Source organism: Butyrivibrio sp. YAB3001, from assembly GCF_900112195.1.
Lineage (GTDB): Bacteria > Bacillota > Clostridia > Lachnospirales > Lachnospiraceae > Butyrivibrio.
In genome coordinates this window covers 24,795-50,046 of record NZ_FOKR01000006.1, presented here as the reverse complement: position 1 = coordinate 50,046, position 25,252 = coordinate 24,795, and the positions used below count along the sequence as shown (strand labels likewise).

Sequence of the window (25,252 nt, the reverse complement as noted above, 5' to 3'; positions counted from 1 at the left end):
ATAATTGCTCTTTATGAGCAGCAACAAAGATTAAGGATAGAAATGCAGCAGATAGAATTTCTTTTTGACTTTAACAGAACAACACTGCATATGCCTGCAATCAGATTTTTTGATGTGCTGGAAATCTTTATTATAGCGTTTTTGGTATATCATATTTTGGTTTGGGCAAAGGATACAAGACTATGGTCTCTTTTAAAAGGGGTCATAGTTATTGTTGTGTTTATACTTATTGCAGCTATTTTTAATATGACAACTATTCTCTGGATAGTTGAAAAGGTAGTAGGAATAGCTATTACAGCCATGGTTGTAATTCTTCAGCCGGAGCTTAGAAAAGCGCTTGAAGAACTTGGTCGAAAGAACTTTTTTGCAAATGTATTATCTATAGGAGATGGGCGCACAGAAGAGCGTTTCTCTGATAAAACACTTAATGAGATCGTAAGAGCCTGCGTTGAGATGGCTAAGGTTAGAACAGGTGCTTTGATAGTTATAGAACAGAGTCATCCTCTCACAGAATTTGAAAGAACGGGAATTGACGTAGATGGCATAGTGACAAGCCAGCTTCTTATCAATATTTTTGAGCATAACACACCGCTTCACGATGGGGCAGTTATTATTCGCGGAAACAGAATTACATCAGCAACCTGCTATCTTCCTCTCTCAGATAACATGGGAATAGGAAAAGAACTTGGAACAAGACATCGTGCAGGAATTGGTGTGTCTGAGGCAACTGATTCATTGACGATAATTGTTTCGGAGGAGACAGGAAAGATTAGTGTAGCTTACGAGGGTGAGCTTGAAAGGGCTGTTGACAGTGACAGACTCAGAGAGCGCCTGCGCTATCTTCAGAACAAACATAAGACAGAGGTTCCTGTTAAACACTTTGCAAGAAAGGCCAGGGCTAAGAAATGAAAAAGATAACAGCCAACTGGGGACTTAAACTGGCTTCTCTGATATTTGCCGTAATAGTGTGGTTTCTTGTTACAAATATTAATGATCCTATCATTTCAGTCAGATATACCAACGTTCCTGTTACTTTGAAAAATGGAAATCTTATAACAGAAAAGGGGCAGGTTTACACAATTCTTGACGGGAGTGATACCATCAACTCTGTGACAATATACGGACCAAGACAGATTATTGATTCTCTTAGCCAGAGCAATGTGGTTGCAACGGCGGATATTCAGAATTTATCCAGTCTTAATACTGTTAGTATTGATGTTCAGACAAATAAGTATAATGACAAGCTTGAGAAAATTGTGCTGAGCTCTGATGTTGTAAAGCTAAACGTTGAACGCAAAGCAAGTAAGAGCCTTGCTCTGACAGCAACAACATCCGGTTCACTTTCTGACGGATATGTGGTTGGAGATGTGTCGACTGAACAGAATATGGTGAGGGTAACAGGGCCTGAATCTTTTGTTAATTCTATTCAGAAGGCAGCAGTTGATGTTGATGTGACAGGTTTTACATCTAATATCGGAACAGATGCAGATATCATTCTTTTAGACGGAGATGGAAATGCCCTGGATCTGGCATCACAAGGTGTTTCAATGAATATTAAGACTGTCAGGGTTAATATTCAGATTCTTGAAACAAAGTATGTTCCGGTCAATTATGTGGTTAAGGGTGAACCTGCATCGGGATATGCTATGACCGGTGAGATAGAGAGTAATCCGGAAGTAATCCTTATTGCGGGCAGGAGCAGCACTATTTCTGCGATAAATGAGCTTAAGGTTGAGGATGATAAGCTGGATATATCCGGCTATAGTTCGGATTTTAGTGGAACAATTGACCTTTCGGATCATCTTCCCACAGGAGTATATTTCGGAGATAAAGAATTTAACGGAACAGCAACGGTTGTTGTTCATATCTCTCCGTTGATTGAAGAAACATTTGATGTGAGTATAAGAAATATTTCTATAGACGGTAGCATTGATGGCTATGATGTAGCTATTGATGACAGTGAGTATGATCAGGTATCACTTACACTGCAGGGACTTAGAAATGCCATTGATCTGGTAAATGCTAATAATATTGTTGGAGTTGTTGACATAAATGATGTCATCGAAGATAATGATTTGTCCGAACTTCAGGCAGGCACATACAGTGCGAGAGTCAAATGGTCGCTGCCTTCCGGAGTGAGTGCAAAGGGAACAGTTAGCGTTTATCTGACAATTAGAGAAAAAGAGTAAGGAGTTATTATTATGGGAAGATTATTTGGAACAGATGGTGTAAGAGGCGTAGCAAATGATGAACTCACACCACTTCTTGCAATGCAGCTTGGTCAGGCAGGCGCATATGTACTTTCCAAGGAAGTAAATCATAAACCTACAATTATGGTTGGATGTGATACAAGATTATCAGGAGACATGCTTGCAAGCGCACTTATTGCCGGAGCATGTTCAGTTGGAGCAAATGTTGTCAATGTTGGAGTTATACCTACTCCGGGTGTAGCTTTTCTTACAAGAAAATACAGAGTTGATGCCGGAGTTGTTATTTCTGCATCTCATAATCCAATGGAGTTTAATGGCATCAAGTTTTTTGATGCAAACGGTTATAAACTTCCTGATGCCCTTGAGGACGAGATCGAGGAGCTTATCAAGAATAATATGGAAGGCGTCAAGATGCCTACAGGTGCAGGCATCGGCAGAGTCAAGAATCGTACAGATGCCAGAGAAGAGTATATAAATCATAATCTTAATGCAGTGGATATCAGCCTTTCAGGTATGAAGATCGTTATGGACTGCGCCGAAGGTGCTTCATATTATACTTCCGTAGAAGCAATCAGACAGCTTGGCGCAGAGGTGGTTGTAATTCATAATAATCCTGATGGCATCAACATAAATGCAGGTTGCGGCTCAACTCATATGGAAGAGCTTATGGGCAGAGTGGTTACTGAAGAGGCTAATATCGGTCTTGCTTTTGATGGAGATGCAGACAGATTTCTTGCTGTTGACGAAAAGGGCAATATGGTCAATGGTGATGAGATCATGGCAATCATCGGCAAGTTCATGAAGGATGAGGGCAAACTTAAGCAGAATACTATTGTTGCTACAGTAATGAGTAATCTTGGATTCTTTAAGATGGCTGAAAGAGAAGGAATCCGCGTAGACCAGACCAAGGTTGGCGACAGATATGTTCTTGAACATATGAAGGAAATCGGAGCAAATCTTGGCGGTGAGCAGTCAGGACACATTATTTTCCTTGATGACAACACTACAGGAGACGGACTTTTATCAGCGCTTCATTTGCTGGAGGTAATGGTAAAAACAGGGAAACCTCTGTCAGAACTTGCAAGTATCATGGAGGTAATGCCACAGGCACTTGTTAATGCCCATGTTCCTACCCACAAAAAGGATGCATATATGGAATATCCGGAAATTGCTGATGCGATTTCTGAACTTGAGAAGAAATTTGCGGGAGACGGAAGAGTATTGATAAGACCTTCAGGAACAGAACCTCTCGTACGAGTAATGATTGAAGGCAAAGACAAAAATGTAATCGATGATGAAGCTAAGAAACTGGCGAAGTTAATCGAGGAGGTTATGCTTTAATGGTAAGTCAGAAAATTGTGATAACCAATCCAACCGGATTACATCTGCGACCTGCCGGTAACCTGTGTAAGGTTGCGATGAATTATAAATCACATATTACGTTTTGTTATGGTGAGAATACTGCTAATGCCAAGAGCGTGCTTAGTGTTCTTGGTGCATGTATTAAATGTGGGGATGAGCTTGAATTCAGATGCGAGGGCGCTGATGAGGAGGAGGCTATGGAAGCCATCATCACTGCTATAAAGAATGGATTGGGAGAATAAAAGATACAAAAGGGGAGTTTTTAAATGAAAAGAGTTAAGGCTATTATTCTGACAGGTATTTTAGCAACAGCACTGATCGTTGGGTGCGGCAAGTCAGAGGAAGATGCTGTAGTTGGAATTAGTATTGAGAAACTTGAAGACATTCAGCCGGTGGTTACTGAAGAGGTAGCAACAGCTGAGGAGTCTGTTGAGGAAGAAGTAGTAGTTGATGAAGATCAGCCACCTCATGAAGGAATGGTAAGAAGCTTTTTTACTAATGAGTGGGTTGATGAAAATGTTAATGTAACGAGACCTTTGGCAGTTATGTATCCCATTAACAAAGAGGCACAGCCACAATATGGACTGAGTAATGTTGCAGTATTCTATGAAATCATGGAAGAAGGCAGTATGAGCCGTCAGATGGGTATCGTAGAGAACTGGGAAGGGCTTGACAGAATCGGAAATATCAGAAGTATTCGTGACTACTTTGTATATGCTGCGCTTGAATATGACCCGATTATCATACATTTTGGCGGACCGGAATTATATGTAAGCGGCGTGCTTACAGGCAAGACAAGACCTAATGGAAAAGATGATGTGGATAATCTTAATGGTGTAGGCGGAAAGGCTATGGGATCTGATTATGGCGCATTTTTCCGTGTTCCCGAGGGAAGCACATCAGAACATACAGCTTTTACAGATGGTGCACATGTTAAGGCAGCTATCGATAAAGCCGGATTTTCACTGAATCATCGCGCAGATTATTTTGAAGGCCAGGCACACTTTAATTTTACAGGATATAATAATCCTAATACATTGGAACAGTATTCAGATGCTGTTGAGGCAACTAAGATTGACATGGCAGGATGTTACCCTGTAACAAAGTCAGCTCTTTCTTATGACCCTGAGAAAAAAGTTTATTTAAAGACTTTGTACGGCAATCCTCAGAAGGATGCTGTCACAGGCGAGCAGCTTGCTTTTACAAATGTCATTATTCAGAGAACTTATCATGAAGTTCGTGATGCTAATGGGTATCTTGCTTATCAGATGCATGATAAGACCAAGGATGGATATTATATTACTAATGGTAAGATGATCCATATTACATGGGAAAAGACAAGCGATTATGCGCCAACAACTTACTATGACGACAATGGACAGGAAATCACATTGAACACTGGAAAGACAATGATCTTTGTAATCCAGGAAAAAGGTGCTTCCTTCTCTAAATTCGAAGTTGATGGTGTGAAGTACGAATGAGTTTAGTATATGATTACTGCGGACGGCAGAAATGCCGTCCGTTTTATTCAGAGGTCCGCGTGATGAGATTGCTATTTGGCAGCATGTGGACAAAGATATGAGGAGTATTTTTAAGCAGGAGGATTAGAAGATTATGGAGAAGATAATAGTAACAGGATGCAATGGACAGCTCGGAAGAGCAATAAATAAAGAACTTGCAAATGACAGCAGATATGAACTTGTTAATACTGATGTTTTTGAAGGAGAAGGCATTACTTCTCTGGATATAACAAACATAGATGCAGTTATGGAGCTTGCAAAGAAAGTAAAGCCGGCAGCAATAATAAACTGCGCAGCATATACAGCTGTTGATAAGCAGGAGTCTGACATCGACCTTTCCTACAAGATCAATGCCATTGGACCAAGGAATCTTGCAATTGCATCAAGAGAGTGTGGAGCAAAGCTTGTTCACGTTTCAACAGATTATGTATTTGATGGAAATGGCACAAGACCATATATCGAATTTGATAAGACCGGTCCTGCAAGTGTATATGGAAAGACAAAGCTTGCTGGTGAGGAGTTCGTGCGCCAGTTTGCTGAAAAGTTTTTTATTGTAAGAACAGCATGGCTTTATGGCGATGGAAAGAATTTTGTAAAGACAATGCTTAATCTGTCCGAAACACATGATGAAGTAAGTGTTGTTATGGATCAGGTTGGTACACCTACAAGTGCGGAAGAACTTGCAAAAGCAATCTGTTATCTTTTTGGCACTGATAATTACGGAGTGTTCCATGGAACTTGCGAAGGTTCTACCAACTGGGCTGATTTCACTGAGGAAATCTTTAAGATAGCAGGAAAGAAGACAAGGGTAAACCATGTGACTACTGCTGAATATCTTGCTAAGAATCCCCAGGCTGCGCCAAGACCAGCATACAGCATTCTGGAAAACTATATGCTCAAGCTTACATCTGACTACATGTTTGCTGATTGGCATGATGCTATTGCAAAATATTTAAGAGATTTGAATGGTTAATTATTGGGGAAGCTTTTATGCAATTTTTTAATGATTTATTGAATAATAAGATTCTTATTGCTGCATTTTTTGGATGGCTTTCAGCACAGATATTGAAGACGATTCTGTTTGTGCTGGTAAACAAAACCTTTGATCCGGAAAGGCTATTGGGCGATGGTGGAATGCCCAGTTCACATTCTGCAACTGTTATGGCGCTTGTTACTTCAACACTATTTTATTACAGTGCAGCCAGTTTTGAGTTTGCAATCTCCGGTGTGCTTGCACTCATAGTTATGCATGATGCTATGGGAGTCAGGAGAGAAACCGGAATACAGGCAAAAGTTATCAATAATATGATGGAATGGTTCCAGAAGTTAGACAGTGATATTCCTGCTGAAGAAAAATTAAAAGAATTTGTAGGACATACTCCACTTCAGGTATGCTTTGGCGCACTTCTCGGAGTGCTTGTTGGAGTAATTGTCTGTGGCATTTGGGGGTAACATAATACATGGCAACTGTTGTGCTGATATGGATATATGTTATTGCAACAACCTATTTAACCGGTCTTGCCTTTCTTAAATTTGTAACATCTTTGGATTGTATGCAGGTACAAAAAGGCAGGGCGGGGTATAAAAAGTATGCTCCTCATTATAGGGAAAGCTATATCATTGCCGGTATCGTCGTAAATACGGTATATGCACAGCTTTTTAGCCTTATATCAGGAGTTGGACTTGCAGCAAATATGCTTCTGATAGCAGTGTGCGCTGTTATTGCAGTCTATTACAGAGATGAACTAAAAGAAGATTGTGGCGAATTATTAAGAATTCTGTTTGCCAGAAGAGAGGGCAAGTATTATCTTCTTGTTTTTCTTATAATGGCTTATGGTGCGTCACACGGAATCATGCATTATGATTCTGACCTTTATCATGCACAGGCAATACACTGGATTGAGAATTACGGAGTGGTTAAGGGGCTTGGTAATCTCCATGTTCGTCTGGCTTATAACAGTTCGTCATTTGCACTTTCAGCACTTTACAGTTTTAGCTTTTTGACTGGGCGTTCTTTTCATTGTATGGCGGGCTTTTTTGCGCTTCTCCTTGCCTGGAAATGTCTTGACCTGAAAGATATTGTCAGAAGAGGTCAGCCGATTCTTTCTGATTTTGCCAGGATCATGGCGATATATTATCTTTTTACGATTTATGATGAAATGGTTGCGCCTGCATCGGATTATTTCTTATCTACAATTGTGTTTTATATCTTTATACAGTGGCTTGATATGAATGTAAGGCATATTCGTTCGTACCTGCCATATATTATGCTGGCGCTTCTTGGAGTATATGCAGTGACGATAAAGTTATCTGCTGCTCCTATACTTCTTTTGTCAGCTATTCCTATATATCAGCTTTTTTCAAATAGTGATAAAAAGAAAAAGAAGGCATTTGGCTTCTCTGTTCTTATGGCAATTGTGATAGTTATGCCATTTATTATAAGAAATGTAATAATCTCGGGGTGGCTGGTATACCCTGTAACCGGTATTGATCTGTTTAAAGTTATATGGAAAATACCAAAGGGTGTAGCTCAGTACGATGCAAAAGAGATCAGGACATTTGGCAGAGGCTATAATGATGTTGCTGCTTTTGCAGATGTTCCTTTCAAAGAGTGGATTGTCAACTGGTTTAACAGTATTCATGGATTTAATAAAATAATGATCATCCTGGATATGATATCGATTGTTATTTATATTGGATGCATTGTATATTTCTTTGTTACAGCAGCTGCAGAAAACTCTAAGACCAGTGGAAAAGTATTGAAACTTAAGAACAGAAGCATGGTAAAATATGCTGATTTTCTGACACTTAGCGGAACAATGATTGCTTGTCTGATATTCTGGTTGTTTTCAGCACCACTTATCAGGTATGGCGAAGTTTATGTATGTCTGACGTTTGCAATCATAATAGGAAGACTTCTGATAAAAGCTTATAACACTTTGGACAGTGAAGGAAGTCTTGCAAAAGTGATTTTAAGAGTGTCTTTAGTTCTTTTTGCTGTGTGGTTTGTTTATAAAGCTGTAAATGTTGTCAAATATGATTATCCAAGGTTTAATTCTGATAATCTGCTTGTTCAGCAGGATTACGGGGATTATGAAGTTGATACCTTTAAGGTTGGTAATACTGTGTTTTATTATCCGACTGAGGGTGACAAGGTGGGATATAAGCCATTCCCTTCTTCAACTATGGATATGAGTGAAAAAATGATTATGATTGGAAGTGGAATAAAAGACGGCTTTATGTCAATTCCATAATGATAAAACATTATAAAAATTATCGAAAAAATATAAAATATTTATAAAAACCTATTAAAAAGAATTAATATATGGGTTATCGTCCCTTAAAAGAAGTATCATAAAAGTAGGTTGATAATTGACGGTATTTAGTAAAGTGATTATGCAATCTGCTGAGGGGGCGATATTATGAAAAAGGCTATTTTATGGTTGTCTGCGGCAATCATATTTATTGCCGGCATATTTTGGACACCACTTGATTCAAGTGCTTCTAATGAGGAAGATGTTCTTGCTTACATGAATAGTGTAAGGCAGGAAGCAGGTCTCGATGCATTTATATGGGATCAGGATCTTTCGGATGTGGCTGCGATCAGAGCACAGGAGTGTTCTGTGAGTTTCTCACATACAAGACCCAATGGCAAAGCCTGGAGTACGGTTTCATCGCTTACAAATGGCGAGAATCTTGCGCATGCCATAAACTATAATCAGCAGAAACCCGAGAATGTTGTTCTGGCCTGGACACTTAGCTCTAAGCATTATGCTAATCTTGTGAGACAATCATTTAGTTATGTTGGAATAGCCTACTATTGCAATGATAATGGAGAGACTTTCATTGCTTGTGAGTTTAGGTGATCATTTCCACTGTTGTCTGTATTCCAGAGGGCTTATGCCCTCTATTTGTTTGAAAATTCTTGAAAAATAATAGAGGGGAGCAATTCCGCAGTTGTTCCCTATTACTTCTATCGAATCATCAGTAAATCTGAGCATCTGTTTGGCGTGTGTTATGCGTGTTATAAGTAGATAATTGATTATCGAGGTGCCGAACTGTTCTTTAAATCCACGTGAAAGTGTATATTTGTTAATTAAAAATATTTCGGCAAGATTATCCAAAGTTATTTTTTCTTTATAATGAGTATCAAGATAATCTTTAAGAGCCGGAATTGCCTTGGCGGAGTTGGAAAGCTGTTCTGCTTCGGGATTCCAGCTAAAACTCATAAGGAAAGTAACAAGGCTTGATAAAAACTCATTTATCCTTATGTCTTTTATATAGTCGTTTGATTTGGCTACCAGGCTTATGTCGTTCCATATTTTTTCTGCCTGACTAAGATTTCCGGGGGAAAAGACAGGCTGGCCGCCTCTTTCAACGTATTTCAAATAAATAGGGAGTAGGCTTTCACTGTTAAAATGGATCCATTCTAGTGCCCAAAGATCCTCTGATGTTCTGTGGGAGTAGGGTTCTTTGCAATTTATAAAAACACAGTCACCTGTTTTCACAGTGTATTCTTTTCCTTTATATTCCAGGAAACCACTACCTTCTTTTACATAAAAAAATAAGAAGGAGTCAAGATTCTGTCTTTTGCTGGTGTGGGGCTTCTTGGCCTTTAGTGTGCCTATTTCCTGAAGGTAGAAGAGATTTGAACGGGCAAACTCGGAAGGGGTATAGACTGTTCTGTTTGATAATACAAATTCACCTTGGAATAACTGTCCTTTTTCCATTGCTTTATCCTATCTTTAGCATTTGTTTTGATGATATTTCATATATTACTAATATAAAATGTTTGTCAAGATAATGCAAATAAAAATCAAGAAAGTGAATTTATTAAGTTAATCTTCACAAATATAATAAATACGAAATATGCAAATAGTTTTTATTTTGAGAGGACAAAATATGGCAAAGAAAGCACTTATTACTGGTATTACAGGTCAGGACGGTTCATATCTTGCTGAGTTTTTATTAGAGAAAGGTTATGATGTTCACGGAATTATCCGTAGATCATCAGTTGATTACAGAGAAAGAATTGCTCATCTTGAAGGACATCCGGGATTCCATTTACATTATGGAGATCTTGGTGATTCAATGAGTATTCTTGGGGTGGTTTCAAAGGTTCGCCCTGATGAAATATACAATCTTGCAGCACAGTCTCACGTTCAGGTTTCTTTTGACTCACCTGAATTTACTGCTGATGTTGATGCTACAGGCGTGCTTAGAGTGCTTGAAGCAGTAAGACTTTGCGGACTTGCTGAAACCTGCAGAATTTATCAGGCATCAACTTCTGAGTTATATGGAAAGGTTGAGGAAGTTCCTCAGAATGAAAAGACTCCATTCCACCCATATAGCCCATATGCAGTAGCAAAGCTTTACGGATACTGGATTGTGAAGGAATACAGAGAGGCATATAACATGTTCTGCTGCTCAGGAATTCTTTTCAACCATGAGTCAGAGAGACGTGGCGAGACATTCGTTACCAGAAAGATTACTCTTGCTGCCAGCAGAATAGCTCAGGGCAAGCAGGATAAGCTTTATCTTGGAAATCTTTCAAGTCTTCGTGACTGGGGCTATGCTAAGGATTATGTTGAGTGTATGTGGCTCATATTGCAGAACGACAAGCCTGAAGACTTTGTTATCGCTACTGGTGTTCAGCATTCTGTTCGTGAGTTTGCACAGCTTGCATTCCATTATGCAGGAATAGAGCTTGAGTTCAGAGGCGAAGGCGCTGACGAGAAGGGTTATGACAAGGCAACAGGAAAGGTACTGGTTGAAGTATCTCCTGATTTCTACAGACCTACAGACGTTGTTAATCTTTGGGGTGATCCTACTAAGGCAAAAGAAAAGCTTCATTGGAATCCACAGACAACATCATTTGAAGACCTTGTAAGAATCATGGTTGAGCATGATATGAAGAAGGTTGCTGTAGAGAGAGCTAATGAGCATGTTAAGTTCAATCTTGCAGAATTCCTTGAAAAAGGTATTGATAAGTAATTTATATACAGAGGTTTGTAATGATGGAAAAGAATGCTAAGATTTACGTCGCAGGTCACAGAGGAATGGTTGGCTCAGCGATTGTCAGAGAATTAAACAAACAGGGCTATGAGAATATTATAACCCGTACACATAAAGAACTTGATCTCACAAGACAGGATCAGGTGGAGAAGTTTTTTGAGAAAGAAAAGCCTGAATATGTATTCCTTGCAGCTGCTAAAGTTGGCGGAATCATGGGTAACTCTGAAGCACTTGCAGATTTTATGTATGAAAACATGATTCTTGAGATGAATGTTATTCATGCGGCATGGAAAAATGGCTGTAAGAAGCTTGAATTTCTTGGATCATCATGTATCTATCCAAGAATGGCGCCTCAGCCAATGAAGGAGAACTGCCTTCTTACATCAGAGCTTGAGAAGACAAATGAAGCATATGCTCTTGCAAAGATTTCAGGACTTAAGTACTGCGAATATCTGAATAAGCAGTATGGTACAGACTATATTTCAGTTATGCCTACCAATCTGTATGGACCAAATGATAACTATCATCCTACACATTCGCATGTTCTTCCTGCGCTTATCAGAAGATTCCATGAAGCGAAAGAACAGAATCTTCCATATGTAACATGCTGGGGTGACGGAAGCCCACTTCGTGAGTTTATGTACGTAGATGATCTTGCTAATCTGTGTGTATTCCTTATGAATAACTACAGCGGCGATGAGACAGTAAATGCCGGAACAGGAAAAGAACTTACAATCAAAGAACTTACAGAAAAAGTTGCTTCCATAATAGGTTATACGGGCGAAATCCGTTGGGATCCCACAAAGCCAAACGGAACTCCAAGAAAGCTTCTTGATGTATCTAAGGCAGCAGGACTTGGCTGGACCTACAAGACAGAACTTGATGATGGTATCAGGCTTGCTTATGAAGACTTTTTGAACAATCCAATGCGTGCTGAGCGCTAATATACAGGCAAATGTAATAAATTAAAGGATAAATAAATGGTTTTATGGTATACTGTTCTGTGAATGGGATAGTATACCATTTTTATTTTTGTGCATAGATTGGAAAATTAGTATAGATGAAAACGAAGTACACGCAGTACAAACTTAACAGCATGGCATACAGAGGTACACTTATTGCGGATGAAATCTCTGTTGTGGCAGCTTTTTTTTCTGCAATTTTTATTAGATACAGTGCTATCATGATGTGGGCTGACAGGAGCATGGGAGTATATGGAGCCATGCTGATAACGGCATTCATATTTGAAATGATGATCTCCATGCTTTATGATCAGCACAGATCATCGATTCTTGAGATGAATCCCATTGAAAATCTTCTTTTATTGATAAAAAGCAGGTTTATACTGATAGCGCTTCTTGTCATATATTTTTATATCACTCACAGAAATGTTCTTACATCAAGGGTGGTATTTGGCATTTTTATGCTGCTTAGTGTAATATATGGTTATGCGGCAAGAATGCTTTGCAGATTTGTATTTAAAAAGAAGTATTATGCGATTGGCGATGAAGATATATTAAAGGTTGAACTGCCACTTTCAGATAATACAGACTTAAAGGGACTGATAAGGTCTAAAGATTATCAGATAGTGATGATAATCCAAAATGAAGCAACTGATGAAGAAGTCAGAAAATGTGTTAAAATCTGTGATGAAATGGGAGTTAGAGCATTTCAGTCAGTTAAAAGCTTTGATTATACCGTAAGAAGTGGTATTATATCAGAATTAAATGGTTTCGCTGTGATCCCGTCATATGTCCGCAAAGAAAAGTGCCAGATATTCGGAGTGAATTTTTCTGTTGCGAGAACTGAAGAGGCTGTTCTTACAGTAATAAGACAGATAAAGAAGCTCTCCGGGCAATATATTTGTTTTTCAAATGTTCATACTACCGTGATGGCTAAGGATGATATAGGATATAGGAATGTACTTAACGGGGCGGCATATGTGTTTGCAGATGGTGCTCCGATAGCAAAGCTTCAGCAGAAGAAAGGACCTAATATTGGAATAGAAAGAGTTGCAGGTCCTGACTTTATGGAGCATATGTTTAAAAATACCATGGATGGAAAGATTTCCCATTATTTTTATGGATCCTCTCCTGAAACGATAGAAGCCCTCAGAAAGAACCTTCTTGCAAAATATCCGGGAATTGATATCAGAGGAATGTATTCACCGCCCTTCAGGAAGCTCAATCCTGAGGAAGACGAGGAAGATATCAGGAGAATAAATGAATCCGGAGCAGATATTGTCTGGATTGGCCTTGGGGCACCCAAGCAGGAAAAATGGATGAATGCCCATAAAGATAAGATAAATGGCGTAATGATGGGAGTTGGAGCCGGATTTGATTTTCATGGCGGCACTATAAAAAGAGCACCTGTCTGGATTCAGAAGATGGGATTTGAGTGGTTATTCAGATTATTTCAGAATCCGGAAAGATTACTTAAGAGGTACTTTGTTACTAATACCAAGTTTTTCTTTTACCTTTTAATGGAAAAGTTAAAAGGTGAGAATAACTAAACAACAATTAATTGTAATAGAAGTTAGGAGAAAAAACATGTGTGGAATAGTAGGATATATTGGACATCGTCAGGCTGCACCTATTTTGCTGGAGGGCCTGTCAAAGCTTGAATACAGAGGCTACGATTCTGCAGGAATGGCAGTCAGAGACGGACAGGAGCCGGCAGAAGTTGTAAAGACTGTTGGAAAGTTAATAAATCTTGCAAATAAAACAGATAACGGCAATGCACTGAAAGGTACTTGTGGAATTGGTCATACAAGATGGGCAACTCATGGAGCACCTTCTCAGACAAACGCACATCCTCATGTTTCAGGAAATTGTGCAGGTTCAGCGTCAGGAACCGTTGAGTCAGAAGTTGTAGGAGTACATAACGGAATCATAGAGAATTTCCAGGAATTAAAAGATAAACTTGGCAAGCACGGATATTTATTTTACAGTCAGACTGATACAGAGGTCCTTATTAAACTTGTGGATTACTACTACAAGAAATATAATGTTGGCCCTATAGATGCTATTGCCAAGACACTTGTACGTGTACGCGGTTCATATGCGCTTGAAGTTATGTTTGCAGATCATCCGGGTGAGATATATGTTGCACGTAAGGATTCACCTATGATCATTGGAGTGAACAAGGCTGAGTCATTTATAGCATCAGACGTTCCTGCTATGCTTAAGCATACAAGAAATGTTTATTATATTGGAAATCTTGAGATGGCTAAGGTTACAGCAGGTGATGTAACTTTCTATAACCTTGATGGTGATGTCATTGAAAAGGAACTCACTGAAGTTACTTTTTCTGCAGAGTCAGCTGAAAAAGGCGGATTTGAGCACTTCATGATGAAAGAGATTCATGAGCAGCCCACTGTTGTAAGAGATACTCTAAACAAGTATATCCACGGTAAGACAATAAATCTTTCAGAAACTGGTCTGACTGATGAAGATATTAAGAATATACAGCAGGTATGTATTGTTGCCTGCGGTTCTGCATGGCATGTTGGAATGGAATGTCAGTATGTTATAGAGGACTTTACTGATATTTCAGTGAGATGTGAGCTGGCTTCAGAGTTCCGTTATCGTAAGTTATCACTTGCGCCTAATACACTGGTTGTTGTTATTTCGCAGTCTGGTGAGACGGCAGATTCACTTGCTGCACTTAGAATGGCTAAGGAAAAAGGATATAAGACTCTTGCAATCGTAAACGTGGTTGGATCTTCAATTGCACGTGAAGCGGACCATGTAATGTACACAATGGCTGGTCCAGAGATTTCAGTTGCTACCACAAAAGCTTACAGCTGTCAGCTTGTCTGCGGTTTCATTCTGGCATTGCAGATGGGTAAGGTGAGAAAGTCACTTTCAAACAAAGAGCAGTACAACTATTATATTCAGGAACTTATGTCTATTCCTGATAAAATGGAGGAATGTCTTCGCGATAAAGAGCGTATTCAGTGGTTTGCCTCAAAGTTCTGCAACGCAAAGGATATTTTCTTTATTGGACGTGGCATAGATTATGCAGTTTCTCTTGAGGGAAGCCTTAAGATGAAGGAAATCAGCTATATTCATTCGGAGGCTTATGCAGCAGGTGAGCTTAAGCATGGAACAATTTCTCTGATTGAAGAAGGAACACTTGTTATCGGAGTTCTTACTCAGAGCGAACTGTATGAAAAGACAATAAGCAACATGGTTGAGTGTAAGAGCCGCGGTGCTTATCTTGCCGGAATTACCGAATATGGCAAATATGATGTTGAAGATCAGTGCAACTTTGTTGTATATGTTCCTAAGCTTGATGAGCACTTTATTGGAAGCCTTGCAATAATTCCTCTTCAGCTTCTTGGTTACTATACATCAGTTGCAAAGGGACTTGATGTTGATAAGCCAAGAAACCTTGCAAAGAGTGTTACAGTTGAATAATCTTTTTGGGTTAAAAGCGATGGATATGGTGTATTATTACCTCCATCGCTTTTATAGGAAGGATGTCCGATAGAAGGTGATAAGATGTTTGAGAGAAAAAAGAAATCAGATAAGCCGGTAGTAGCCATCTGTTATGATTTTGACAAGACGCTTACTCCTGATGATATGCAGGCTCAGGGGTATATTCAGGCAGTTGGATTTAATGTTCCGGATTTTTGGAAAGAAGCAACAGAGCTTTCACAGAATAATGATATGGACCAGAATCTTGCTTATATGTATAAGATGATGGATGAAGCTCAGGGGAAGGTTCTTTTTACAAGGAAAAAATTACAGGAATATGGTTCAAAAGTTGCGCTGTTTCCGGGGGTTGAGAGCTGGTTTGAGAGAATCAGACAGTACGGACTTGAAAAGGGCGTAATAGTTGAACATTACATTATTTCATCAGGGTTAAAAGAGATGATAGAGGGAACCTCTGTTGCATCCTCTTTTGAAAAAATATATGCCAGCAGTTTTTACTATGATAAGAATGATGTGGCGAAATGGCCCTCTCAGGTTATAAATTTTACTAATAAGACTCAGTATCTTTTCAGAATACAAAAGGGAGTTCTTGATGTGAATGATCCGGGGGTGAATGATTTTTTTGCACCGGAAGATATAAGGATTCCATTTAGAAATATGATCTATATCGGTGACAGTGATACTGATGTTCCCTGCATGCAGCTTGTAAATGGTTATGGAGGACATTCAATAGGTGTTTATGACTGTGAGAGCAAGGATAAGACCAAGGTTTATAAGATGATGAAGGAAAACAGAATCAAGTACTTTGCACCTGCTGATTATTCGGATAATGGAGAGCTTGATATACTGGTCAAAACTATCATTGACAGAACTGTGGTAAATGAAAAGCTTGAGCATATGCATTTTCTCAATAAAAAAGAATGTGATGAGAGTTAATTCAGATAGAAATGCTCATTTCGTGAGAAAGAGATTCAGTAGTGAGCCCAGATTGAAAGAAAAAGCGGATAAGTGTACAATATATGTGTTATTACGTGGCCTTTAGCCATAGTAATTGTATGCGGGAGTTATTTATGAAGCTTTTGAGCGTGATAGTACCCTGCTATAATGAGCAGGAGAATGTTATAGATTTTTATAATGAAATAGGTAAAACCAGAGAGTTTTTTAGTTCCAATGATGTCGATATCGAGATCATTTATGTAAATGACGGTTCCAAAGATAAAACTGCAGAACTTGCAAAGAAACTGCATGAGACAGATGAAAAGGTTCATCTGATAGATTTTTCAAGGAATTTTGGAAAAGAAGCCGGAATATATGCGGGACTTAAGAAGGCAAAGGGTGATTTTGTTGTTGTAATGGACTGTGATCTTCAGGATCCGCCGGCTCTTTTGCCTAAGATGTACAAGGCTATTGTCGATGAAGGATATGACAGCGTTGCGACGAGAAGAGTAAACAGAAAAGGTGAACCGCCTATCAGATCTTTTTTTGCAAGGATGTTTTATAAACTGATAAACAAGATGTCGAAGACGGAGATTGTTGACGGAGCAAGGGATTATCGTCTGATGACAAGGCAGTTTGTGGATGCGATCCTTTCTTTGGAGGAATATAACCGTTTTTCAAAGGGCATCTTTGGATGGGTAGGATTTAAGACAAAATGGCTTGAGTTCGAAAATATTGAGAGAGCTAAGGGAGAGACTAAGTGGTCTTTTTGGAAACTCTTTATTTATGCTTTGGATGGCATAACGGCTTTTTCGACAGTACCGCTTGCATTTGCGTCAGTGTTGGGCGTTTTGTTCTGCGTGCTTGCCTTTGTGTTTATTATTTTTATCATTGTGAGAAAAATAATTTTTGGTGATCCTACCAGCGGATGGCCTTCACTTGTGTGCATCATTTCGCTTATAAGCGGGGTTCAGCTTTTTTGCCTGGGAATCGTCGGACAGTATCTGTCCAAGACGTATCTTGAGGTTAAGAAGCGTCCGATGTTCATTGTTAAAGAGGAGATTTAATGGTCAGCATTATTGTTCCTGTTTACAACGCAGCCAATTATATAAAAGATACCATTGAAATGGTTAGCGCCCAGAGCTATAAAGATTGGGAATTGATCCTTGTGGACGATGCTTCAAAGGATGGCAGTGGCGATGTAATAGAGGAAATTATAAGGGGACAGGGGAAGAGAATTCGCCTGATTAGGAAAAATAGTAACGAAGGGGCAGCAGCTGCAAGAAATACAGGAATTGATGCTTCTTCGGGGAGATATATTGCTTTTCTGGATGCAGATGATATATGGAAACCTGACAAACTGGAAAAGCAGATTGCGTTTATGGAGAAAACCGGAGCAGAGTTTTCTTTTCACTCATATGAGTTTGGAGATGAACTGGCAAGGCCTACAGGAAAAGTAGTGAAGGTGCCGGAAAAACTTACTTTTAAGCAGGCACTGTCCAGGACTGTCATTTTTACAACAACTGTTATGTTTGATACAGAGAAGATTGACATGGGCATTATCCATATGCCTGATGTACCAAGTGAGGACACTGCTACATGGTGGAGAATACTTAAAAGTGGCTATACAGCATATGGACTCAATGAGAATCTTGCTATCTACAGAAGGCCCTCAAAGTCACTGTCATCTAATAAGTTGGTGGCTTTGAAGAGAATCTGGTTTTTATACAGAAATATTGCTGATCTTTCAGTGGTAAAGTCGGCATTTTATTTTGTCGGATGGGCATTCAGGGCAACTATGCGAAGATTGTGATCCTGGCATGACAGGTTTTGTTCATAGGGAGTGATCAAATCCTGAATGAATTTAGTTTTAAGGGGAAGTTTTATGAAACATGTGGAGTCAGTAAAAAGAACTCTCGTTTTACTGCTTGGTTTTGTCGGTCTTGTGATGCAGACAGCAGTATATGCGCTTTTTTGGTTTAGAACCTATTATCCGATAGTATCGGCAGACCGTATCAGTCAGGATGGTTATTATCTTGGCTATGGTCTTAAACTCTATTTCCGTGGACATTTGCTGATACTGGGGATTTATTTTATTCTTCTTTTGTTTTTTTCTAATACTTATGGAGGACTTAAAATAGGCTATCTCAGGCCTATGGACGTATTCTTTTCTCAGATATTTGCCCTGTTCATGGTGAATTTCATTTCGTATTTCCAGCTTTCACTTCTTAGAAACTGGCTTGTTCCTGCAATGCCAATAGTTGAGATCTTTTTCTTGCAGCTTTTGATCTCGTTTTTGTGGGCATATGCGACAAATGCATTGTATATGGCAATCTTTAAGCCAAGGGAACTTCTTTTGATAAGTGGAATTTATCCTGTCGATGACATTACTCACAAATTCAATTCAAGAAGAGATAAGTATCACATTGCAAAATCAATGAACATCTCAGAGGGAATTGAAAAGGTATATAAAGAGTGCCTTGGAAATTATGATGGTGTAATAATATGGGATGTTCCCAGCGAATACAGAAACGGTCTTGTAAAATACTGCTATGGCAGGAACATCCGTATTTATGTAATGCCTAAAATAACAGATGTTTTGTTAAAAGGCTCAGATCAGCTGCATCTGTTTGACACACCGGTGCTTCTACTTAGAGAGTATGCCATCAAGGTGGAACAGCGAGCTTTAAAGAGAATAATAGATATAATCATAGCGCTTGTTGCTATAGTTGTTTTTTCACCTACCATGCTTGTTACAGCGATAGTAATAAAGGCGTATGATGGTGGGCCTGTCTTATACAAGCAGATAAGATGTACCAAGAATCGTAAGCAGTTTAAGATTATGAAGTTCAGGAGCATGAGAGTTGATGCTGAAAAAGACGGTGTCGCAAGACTTGCTTCTAAGAATGATTCAAGAATAACTCCTGTTGGTAAGTTTATAAGGGCTTGTAGAATTGATGAACTTCCGCAATTGTTCAATATCCTTGCAGGGGATATGTCATTTATAGGCCCGAGACCTGAAAGACCGGAAATAATCGAGCAGTATCTTGAGGAGATGCCTGAGTTTGCCTTTAGAATGAAGGTTAAAGCGGGACTTGCAGGATATGCGCAGGTTTACGGCAAATATAACACTACGCCTTATGATAAGTTAAAACTTGATCTGACTTATATTGAAAATTATTCAATCTGGCTTGATATTAAGCTGATGCTTTTGACAGTTAAAATTCTTTTCACTCCTGACAGTACAGAGGGAGTTGATGAAAATCAGATAACTGCGCAGAAGAATTAAAGAATGTTGCAGAACTGATCCGGTTTACTTATTGAAATAAGGTATCGGCATCTAAAAGTAAACAGTGTGAATAATGTGACATGATGGAGTGGGTATGGAGAGAAGTAGTAAGGGGCACATGGATGAAACGCTCAATTTGAGGAGTTTTTACTTACGTCTGATAAAGAGAATATGGATATTACCTTTGGCAGCAGTCCTTGGAGCTCTTATTGCTGCTTTAATCTATTTTGTTGCGACAGTTGCATTTGGTCCGGGCCGTGAGTACAGCGCAGAATCCAAGCTGTATATCAATTTTGCCTATGATGAGAAGAAGGGCTCAAAGGTTGATTACTACAATGCTTTTACCTGGAATACCCTTGTTTCTACAGATGATATTCTTGAATTTACAATAGCTAATCTTGAAAAGGATGGGATTACAGTTTTTGATGTGGAAATGGGAGAGACTACTGATGGACTTTCAATTTCCAGGGATGAGCTGGTAAAGTCGATAAATGCAGATATCCCTTCTGATGTAAGAGTAATGGTGCTTACTGCCAGAAATTCAAACAAGGAGTTGGCAGATGCTATTATAAATGCTTCTTCAAAGGCAATTGAAAATTATGGAGCCATAAATGAAGCATTTGATTCAATTAAGATTCTAAGCTGCGACAAGGCAAAGCTTATTGTTTATTCTGACAGAAGTAAAGTAGCAGCAGGCTTTGGTGCAATTGCTTTATTGATATTGACTGTTTTGGCGCTCCTTTTAAAGGAAGCATTAAATGATGCAATTTATGTTCCGGAGGACATCGAAAAGCGCTACGGAATATCAGCTCTTGGAGTGACTTTTAACGGCAAGGTTGAGGAGAATAATTCTCTTTTCAAAAATGAGCTTAGAGCGGCGCTTGAGGAGAGTACCAACGGCGAGATGAAGATAGCTTTAATATCAACTGATTCGGTTGATAGTGATAAGGAATCTGGTCTTGATGCAGAAGAAATCAAGAAAAATGGCGGAGATAAATTACAGCTGCTTCCGATGTCTGTTCCCGGAAAGGTACTTGATAACTACAGAAAGATTGGTGTATGCGATGGAGTTATCGTTTGTGTGCCATATGGAATAAACAATGGAACAATGACTGAGCATGTTTTGGGACAGCTTAAAAAGCATAATTGCCCTGTGATCGGAATGGTACTTACAAGAGCAGACTACAAATTTATGGTGAGATATTATGGGATTAAGTAATGAAAGGCTGCAGATTCTCATTTCAGCAGTAGATAAGGATGCTTGTTTTTTACCCAAGATAATGAAGATTGAATCGGATGCCATAATCGTAGATCAGCTTATCAGGGAAGCTTATAATGCTGAGAACCAGATGGTCTTAAGCGAAAAAGAGTGTAATGCTAACGACTTAGATAGTAGAAAGATTGCAAACGAGAACCGTGATGAAGAAATAGAATATAACGGAAATAAGGTAACTATTCTTTATCGAAGGGAAAAAGGGGTTGGCTTATCAAGAAACACTGCACTTGACAGGGCGGACCATGAGATTATTCAGTTTGGCGATGATGATATTGTTTATGACGCGGGGTACGGTAAAAAGATATTAGCTGAATTTGATGCACATCCTGAGGCAGATATTCTTTTGTTTAATGTTAAGGCACAGGAAGGTCGCGAAACTTATTGGAACGAGGATTATGCCAGGGTTACATGGAAAAATTACGGCCGTTATCCTGCGTATGCAATATGCGGAAGATTAGATAAGATCAGAAAAAGCGGTGTGAGGTATTCACTTTTGTTTGGTGGTGGGGCACCCTATATGAATGGCGAGGATTCACTGTTTTTGCATGATTGCTTAAAAGCAGGCCTTAGTGTGTATAGGACGGATGTCCCGATTGGACATGAGAGGGCCGGAGAATCCACTTGGTTTAAGGGATATACAGATAAATTCTTTTTTGACAGAGGCGTTCTGTATCATTTTCTTTACGGTAAGCTTGCCTATGCGCTAGGTTTCAGGTTCTTATATAAAAACAGAGTTGAAATGTGTGCGGAAAAAGGACTTTTTAAGTGTTTTGGCCTTTTAGCCCGCGGTGTTAAGCATGGAAAAACAATAAAGAAGGTGTAAATGGCAGTATATCTAACACTAACTGTTACAGTGCTTGTGATCGCGCTGCTTATCAGAAAAACAGAAATTGAAGAAAAAAGCGGAAATATGCTTGTTTACAGGGGAATGAGTAGACAAAAGATGGTCAACAACATATGTTTACTCATTATTTTTGTATTGCTGTTTGGTGTATCTGCATTAAGGTTAAACGTAGGAAATGATTATTTGAATTATGTGGAGTTCATGCACCTTGTTTTTTCTAAAGCATATGTTCCAACAGAACTTGGGTTTAACGTTCTTACCTATGTTGTCTATTATCTGTGCGGATTTGAAAACTATATTCTTGTGTTTGCATTGTTTGCTTTTGCAACAATCTATTTTTTTATGAAGGCAATGCTTGAGCAGAGTGAGTGGTTTACTTTTAGTTTTATGATGTTCATGCTGCTTGGCTATTATTTTCAGTCCCTTAGCACAGTGAGATACTACCTTGCGCTTTCGATGGCTCTTTATTCGATAAAATATCTGATGAAGGGCGATTACCCAAAGTTTTTGCTGATTGTTATCATTGGGAGTCTTTTTCATAAATCGCTTCTGGTTGTATTACTATTATATTTTGTAGCAAAACTTGATTTTAAGAGATGGATGTATGTGGCGCTTATAATTGCAGGAATATCCTGTCTGTTTCTTAAGGATATTTACCTCAAGATAGTTGTCTTTTTGTATCCTTCCTATAAGAATACTGAATACCTTGCGGGAGGTACAAGTGGTGCAAATATAGTAAGGTGCCTGGTGATTTTGGCTTTTTCTCTTTATCTTTACAATGACGTTGTAAAAGATAATAAAAATAACAAGTTCTATTTTATGTGTAATGTACTGGCAACTGTGTTATATATCTTTGGATCTTTTTTGCCGGTAATTTCCAGAATTGGTTATTATCTTACTGTAACTCATATATTGTTTATTCCTGTGCTTATAAAGGGAATAAAGGATGAAAACAAGAGAAATATTGCTATAGTGGTGACTGTTATTGCCTGCCTTGGGTATTTTGCGATGTATATGAGAGGCGCAGCGGGGGATGGTATCAGGATTTTACCATATGAGACATTTTTGTTTCATGATCTGCCACTTACTCTGTCTGAGAGAGGATATTCATGAAGAAAACTTTTTTTACTGTAATAATAGTGTCCTATAATCCTGGAGAAAAGCTGTTCTTAACTTTGGAAAGTGTGCTTGGGCAGTCGTTTAAGGACTATAGGATTCTGATAAAAGATGGCATGTCAACTGATGGGACAATGGAAAGGCTGAAGAAAGAATATGATTTAGCCATTGCGCAGTCAGGGGAAGAGAAGACAATAACCCTTCTTGAAAGTTGCGATAATGGAATTTACCACGCAATGAATATCGCAACATCTTATCTTGGCGGTAAGATATTTGATTCAAGAGCAGGAAAAGATAAAAGCAGCGATAATGATGTTAAATTATTGAAGGCAGGCGAGGAGCCGTCTTATGTTTTTTTCTTAAACTGCGGTGACTATTTTTATGACAAAGATGTTCTTATGAATCTTCACAGGAAGATTACTTCAAGAAATGAAAATCATGGAACAACACTTCCTACCATTTATTATGGAGACATATACGACAGCATTACTAAGCAGAGGGTGGCATCAAACCCGGAGATAAATGATTTTGCATGTTATAGAAATGTTCCATCTCATCAGGCGTGTTTTTATGATGAAAGGCTTATTTATAAGAATCCGTTTAATCTCAAATATAAGGTCAGAGCGGACTATGAACAGTTTTTGAGATGCTTTTATGTGGAAAAAGCAGAAACTTGTTACATACCAATTGTTATTTCAAAATATGAGGGCGGCGGTTTCTCTGATCAGAATAAAGATATATCTGAAAAAGAACGAAAAGAAATAATCAAGATGTATCTGCCGGCCGGCAAGATAAGAAAATATGATTTTTTGCGTATTATAACATTATCGGGACTTCGCACATTTTTGGCTTCAAACAAGGTGACTGCAGGTGTCTATAACGGTATAAAAACATGCATTTATGAAATCAAGGGTGGCAGCAAAAAGGAGAAATGATTTGAAAGTATTATGGCTTTGCAATATAATGCTTCCTGCTTATGCCAAGGTCCATGGTATTGAATATTCACCACGTGAAGGGTGGCTGTCAGGATGTTTTGACAAGATTACCAGGGATAAGAAAAGCGACAGGGAGATTGAACTTGGTGTATGTTTTCCTGCCACAGGAGCAATTGCGTCTTCAAAGGAAGTAATTGATGATGTCACATATTATGGCTTTATAGAGGATCTTGAACATCCGGAGAAATATGATGATAGTATCGAACTGAGACTTAAAGAGATAGTAGATGATTTTAAGCCGGATGTGCTTCATATATTCGGAACGGAGTTTCCACATACGCTTGCTATGCTAAAAGTATTTGGAAAACCGGAGAGAGTTCTTTTGGGAATCCAGGGAATATGCGGGAAAATAGCAGAGGAATACATGGCAGATATCCCGGAGGAAGTGCAGAAGAACTCAACTTTTAGAGACAGATTAAAGAGTGATTCAATTCTTCAACAAAGAGAGAAATATTTTGTTAGAGCAAGGAGAGAGACTGAGTCTATCAGGCTTGTGGGCAATATAACCGGAAGGACTGCATTTGATAAGGAAGAGACTGCAAGGATAAATCCGGATGCCAGGTATTACAAGATGAATGAGACGATGCGCTCGTCTTTTTATGAGGGAAAATGGGAAGAAAAGGGCGCTATTCCTCATAGTATTTTTATTCCACAGGGTGATTATCCATTGAAGGGATTTCATTTTATGCTTAAAGCAATGCCGGAAATTCTTTCAAAGTATCCTGATGCGCATTTATATGTTGCGGGGAACAATATCATAGGACGTGGAAAAAGTAAATATCCTTACTTTTTAAGAGCAAGTGCTTACGGGAAATATATTAAATATCTCATTTCTTCCAATAAGCTGAAAAAGAAAGTGACTATGGTAGGAATGTTAAACGAAGAAGGGATGAAAGAACAGTTTTTGAAAAGCTCAGTATTTGTATGCCCTTCTGTTGTGGAAAATTCGCCGAATTCTCTTGCTGAGGCTATGCTGCTTGGAATGCCTGTTGTAGCTGCAAGAGTTGGTGGAATTCCAAGCCTTATCCAGGGAAATAAAGAATGCCAATTCTTCGAAAAGGGTGATGTAAAGGGTCTTGCGGAAGCAATCCTTCAGATATGGGATGAGCCAGTAATTGCTGCTGTATACGGAGATAATGCGAGAAAAAGAGCGCTTGTTACTCATGATCCCGAGATAAATTATAAGCGTCTTTTGGAAATATATCGGGATATAGAGATAAGAACTGCAGAAAAATAAATGGAAAACGGAG

At 38.8% G+C, this 25,252-nt stretch carries 23 protein-coding genes; 22 read left to right on the top strand and 1 reads right to left on the bottom strand.

Annotation, left to right across the window (positions count from 1 at the left end; genetic code table 11):
• Window positions 1-42: 42 nt before the first annotated feature.
• The 9 genes from cdaA (at window position 43) to BM086_RS08180 (ending at window position 8,958) form a co-directional block, all read left to right on the top strand.
• Window positions 43-909 (top strand): diadenylate cyclase CdaA, encoded by an 867-nt coding sequence (cdaA, locus tag BM086_RS08220; protein ID WP_175560166.1) that lies wholly within the window; start codon window positions 43-45, stop codon window positions 907-909.
• Window positions 906-2,189: a CdaR family protein gene (locus tag BM086_RS08215; RefSeq protein WP_092325540.1), complete on the top strand. Its 1,284-nt coding sequence runs from the start codon at window positions 906-908 to the stop codon at window positions 2,187-2,189. The genes cdaA and BM086_RS08215 overlap by 4 nt, the downstream gene beginning before the upstream one ends.
• Before the next feature lie 12 nt (window positions 2,190-2,201).
• Window positions 2,202-3,551, top strand: a complete 1,350-nt coding sequence (gene glmM / locus BM086_RS08210; protein ID WP_092325539.1) for a phosphoglucosamine mutase — start codon at window positions 2,202-2,204, stop codon at window positions 3,549-3,551.
• A complete protein-coding gene (locus tag BM086_RS08205) occupies window positions 3,551-3,814 on the top strand; it encodes an HPr family phosphocarrier protein (protein ID WP_092325538.1) in 264 nt (87 codons plus the stop codon). The genes glmM and BM086_RS08205 overlap by 1 nt, the downstream gene beginning before the upstream one ends.
• 24 nt (window positions 3,815-3,838) lie before the next feature.
• A complete protein-coding gene (locus BM086_RS08200; RefSeq protein WP_092325537.1) occupies window positions 3,839-5,053 on the top strand; it encodes a DUF3048 domain-containing protein in 1,215 nt (404 codons plus the stop codon).
• A gap of 133 nt (window positions 5,054-5,186) precedes the next feature.
• A complete protein-coding gene (gene rfbD / locus BM086_RS08195; RefSeq protein WP_092325536.1) occupies window positions 5,187-6,065 on the top strand; it encodes a dTDP-4-dehydrorhamnose reductase in 879 nt (292 codons plus the stop codon).
• A gap of 17 nt (window positions 6,066-6,082) precedes the next feature.
• Window positions 6,083-6,544, top strand: coding sequence for a divergent PAP2 family protein (locus BM086_RS08190; RefSeq protein WP_092325535.1), 462 nt, complete (start codon window positions 6,083-6,085; stop codon window positions 6,542-6,544).
• Between the two features lie 8 nt (window positions 6,545-6,552).
• Window positions 6,553-8,346 carry an LIC_10190 family membrane protein gene (locus BM086_RS08185; protein ID WP_092325534.1) on the top strand — a complete coding sequence of 598 codons (1,794 nt, stop codon included), beginning with the start codon at window positions 6,553-6,555 and terminating at the stop codon, window positions 8,344-8,346.
• A gap of 168 nt (window positions 8,347-8,514) precedes the next feature.
• Entirely contained in the window at window positions 8,515-8,958 is a 444-nt protein-coding gene (locus BM086_RS08180; protein ID WP_092325533.1) for a CAP domain-containing protein, read from the top strand.
• Here BM086_RS08180 and BM086_RS08175 read toward each other — a convergent pair whose 3' ends face one another.
• Window positions 8,959-9,822, bottom strand: a complete 864-nt coding sequence (locus BM086_RS08175; RefSeq protein ID WP_092325532.1) for an AraC family transcriptional regulator — start codon at window positions 9,820-9,822, stop codon at window positions 8,959-8,961.
• A gap of 172 nt (window positions 9,823-9,994) precedes the next feature.
• On the opposite strand from BM086_RS08175, the gene gmd reads away from it, so the two are divergent.
• The 13 genes from gmd to BM086_RS08110 all read left to right on the top strand — a co-directional run bounded on the left by gmd (window position 9,995) and on the right by BM086_RS08110 (window position 25,239).
• A complete protein-coding gene (gmd, locus tag BM086_RS08170; protein ID WP_092325531.1) occupies window positions 9,995-11,086 on the top strand; it encodes a GDP-mannose 4,6-dehydratase in 1,092 nt (363 codons plus the stop codon).
• A gap of 23 nt (window positions 11,087-11,109) precedes the next feature.
• Window positions 11,110-12,051, top strand: coding sequence for a GDP-L-fucose synthase family protein (locus tag BM086_RS08165; protein WP_334292754.1), 942 nt, complete (start codon window positions 11,110-11,112; stop codon window positions 12,049-12,051).
• A gap of 116 nt (window positions 12,052-12,167) precedes the next feature.
• Window positions 12,168-13,619: a WecB/TagA/CpsF family glycosyltransferase gene (locus BM086_RS21355; RefSeq protein WP_242952152.1), complete on the top strand. Its 1,452-nt coding sequence runs from the start codon at window positions 12,168-12,170 to the stop codon at window positions 13,617-13,619.
• A 37-nt stretch (window positions 13,620-13,656) separates the two neighbouring features.
• Window positions 13,657-15,528, top strand: a complete 1,872-nt coding sequence (gene glmS / locus BM086_RS08155; protein ID WP_092325529.1) for a glutamine--fructose-6-phosphate transaminase (isomerizing) — start codon at window positions 13,657-13,659, stop codon at window positions 15,526-15,528.
• A gap of 84 nt (window positions 15,529-15,612) precedes the next feature.
• Window positions 15,613-16,482, top strand: coding sequence for an HAD family hydrolase (locus BM086_RS08150; RefSeq protein WP_092325528.1), 870 nt, complete (start codon window positions 15,613-15,615; stop codon window positions 16,480-16,482).
• Between the two features lie 134 nt (window positions 16,483-16,616).
• A complete protein-coding gene (locus tag BM086_RS08145) occupies window positions 16,617-17,549 on the top strand; it encodes a glycosyltransferase family 2 protein (protein WP_092325527.1) in 933 nt (310 codons plus the stop codon).
• The gene (locus tag BM086_RS08140) at window positions 17,549-18,295 is read left to right on the top strand and encodes a glycosyltransferase family 2 protein (RefSeq protein ID WP_092325526.1); all 747 of its coding nucleotides are present in this window, start codon (window positions 17,549-17,551) and stop codon (window positions 18,293-18,295) included. The genes BM086_RS08145 and BM086_RS08140 overlap by 1 nt, the downstream gene beginning before the upstream one ends.
• Window positions 18,296-18,367: 72 nt before the next feature.
• On the top strand, window positions 18,368-19,771 hold the full coding sequence (locus BM086_RS08135) for a sugar transferase (protein WP_092325525.1): 1,404 nt from the start codon (window positions 18,368-18,370) through the stop codon (window positions 19,769-19,771).
• Window positions 19,772-19,865: 94 nt separating this feature from the next.
• Complete coding sequence (locus tag BM086_RS08130) at window positions 19,866-20,990, top strand: YveK family protein (protein WP_092325524.1); 1,125 nt, start codon at window positions 19,866-19,868, stop codon at window positions 20,988-20,990.
• Window positions 20,977-21,870 carry a glycosyltransferase family A protein gene (locus tag BM086_RS08125; RefSeq protein WP_092325523.1) on the top strand — a complete coding sequence of 298 codons (894 nt, stop codon included), beginning with the start codon at window positions 20,977-20,979 and terminating at the stop codon, window positions 21,868-21,870. The genes BM086_RS08130 and BM086_RS08125 overlap by 14 nt, the downstream gene beginning before the upstream one ends.
• Window positions 21,871-23,004 carry an EpsG family protein gene (locus tag BM086_RS08120; protein WP_092325522.1) on the top strand — a complete coding sequence of 378 codons (1,134 nt, stop codon included), beginning with the start codon at window positions 21,871-21,873 and terminating at the stop codon, window positions 23,002-23,004.
• Window positions 23,001-23,942, top strand: coding sequence for a glycosyltransferase (locus BM086_RS08115; RefSeq protein WP_092325521.1), 942 nt, complete (start codon window positions 23,001-23,003; stop codon window positions 23,940-23,942). Before BM086_RS08120 ends, BM086_RS08115 begins: the two co-directional genes overlap by 4 nt.
• A 1-nt stretch (window position 23,943) precedes the next feature.
• Window positions 23,944-25,239, top strand: a complete 1,296-nt coding sequence (locus BM086_RS08110; RefSeq protein ID WP_092325520.1) for a glycosyltransferase — start codon at window positions 23,944-23,946, stop codon at window positions 25,237-25,239.
• Window positions 25,240-25,252 lie beyond the last annotated feature (13 nt).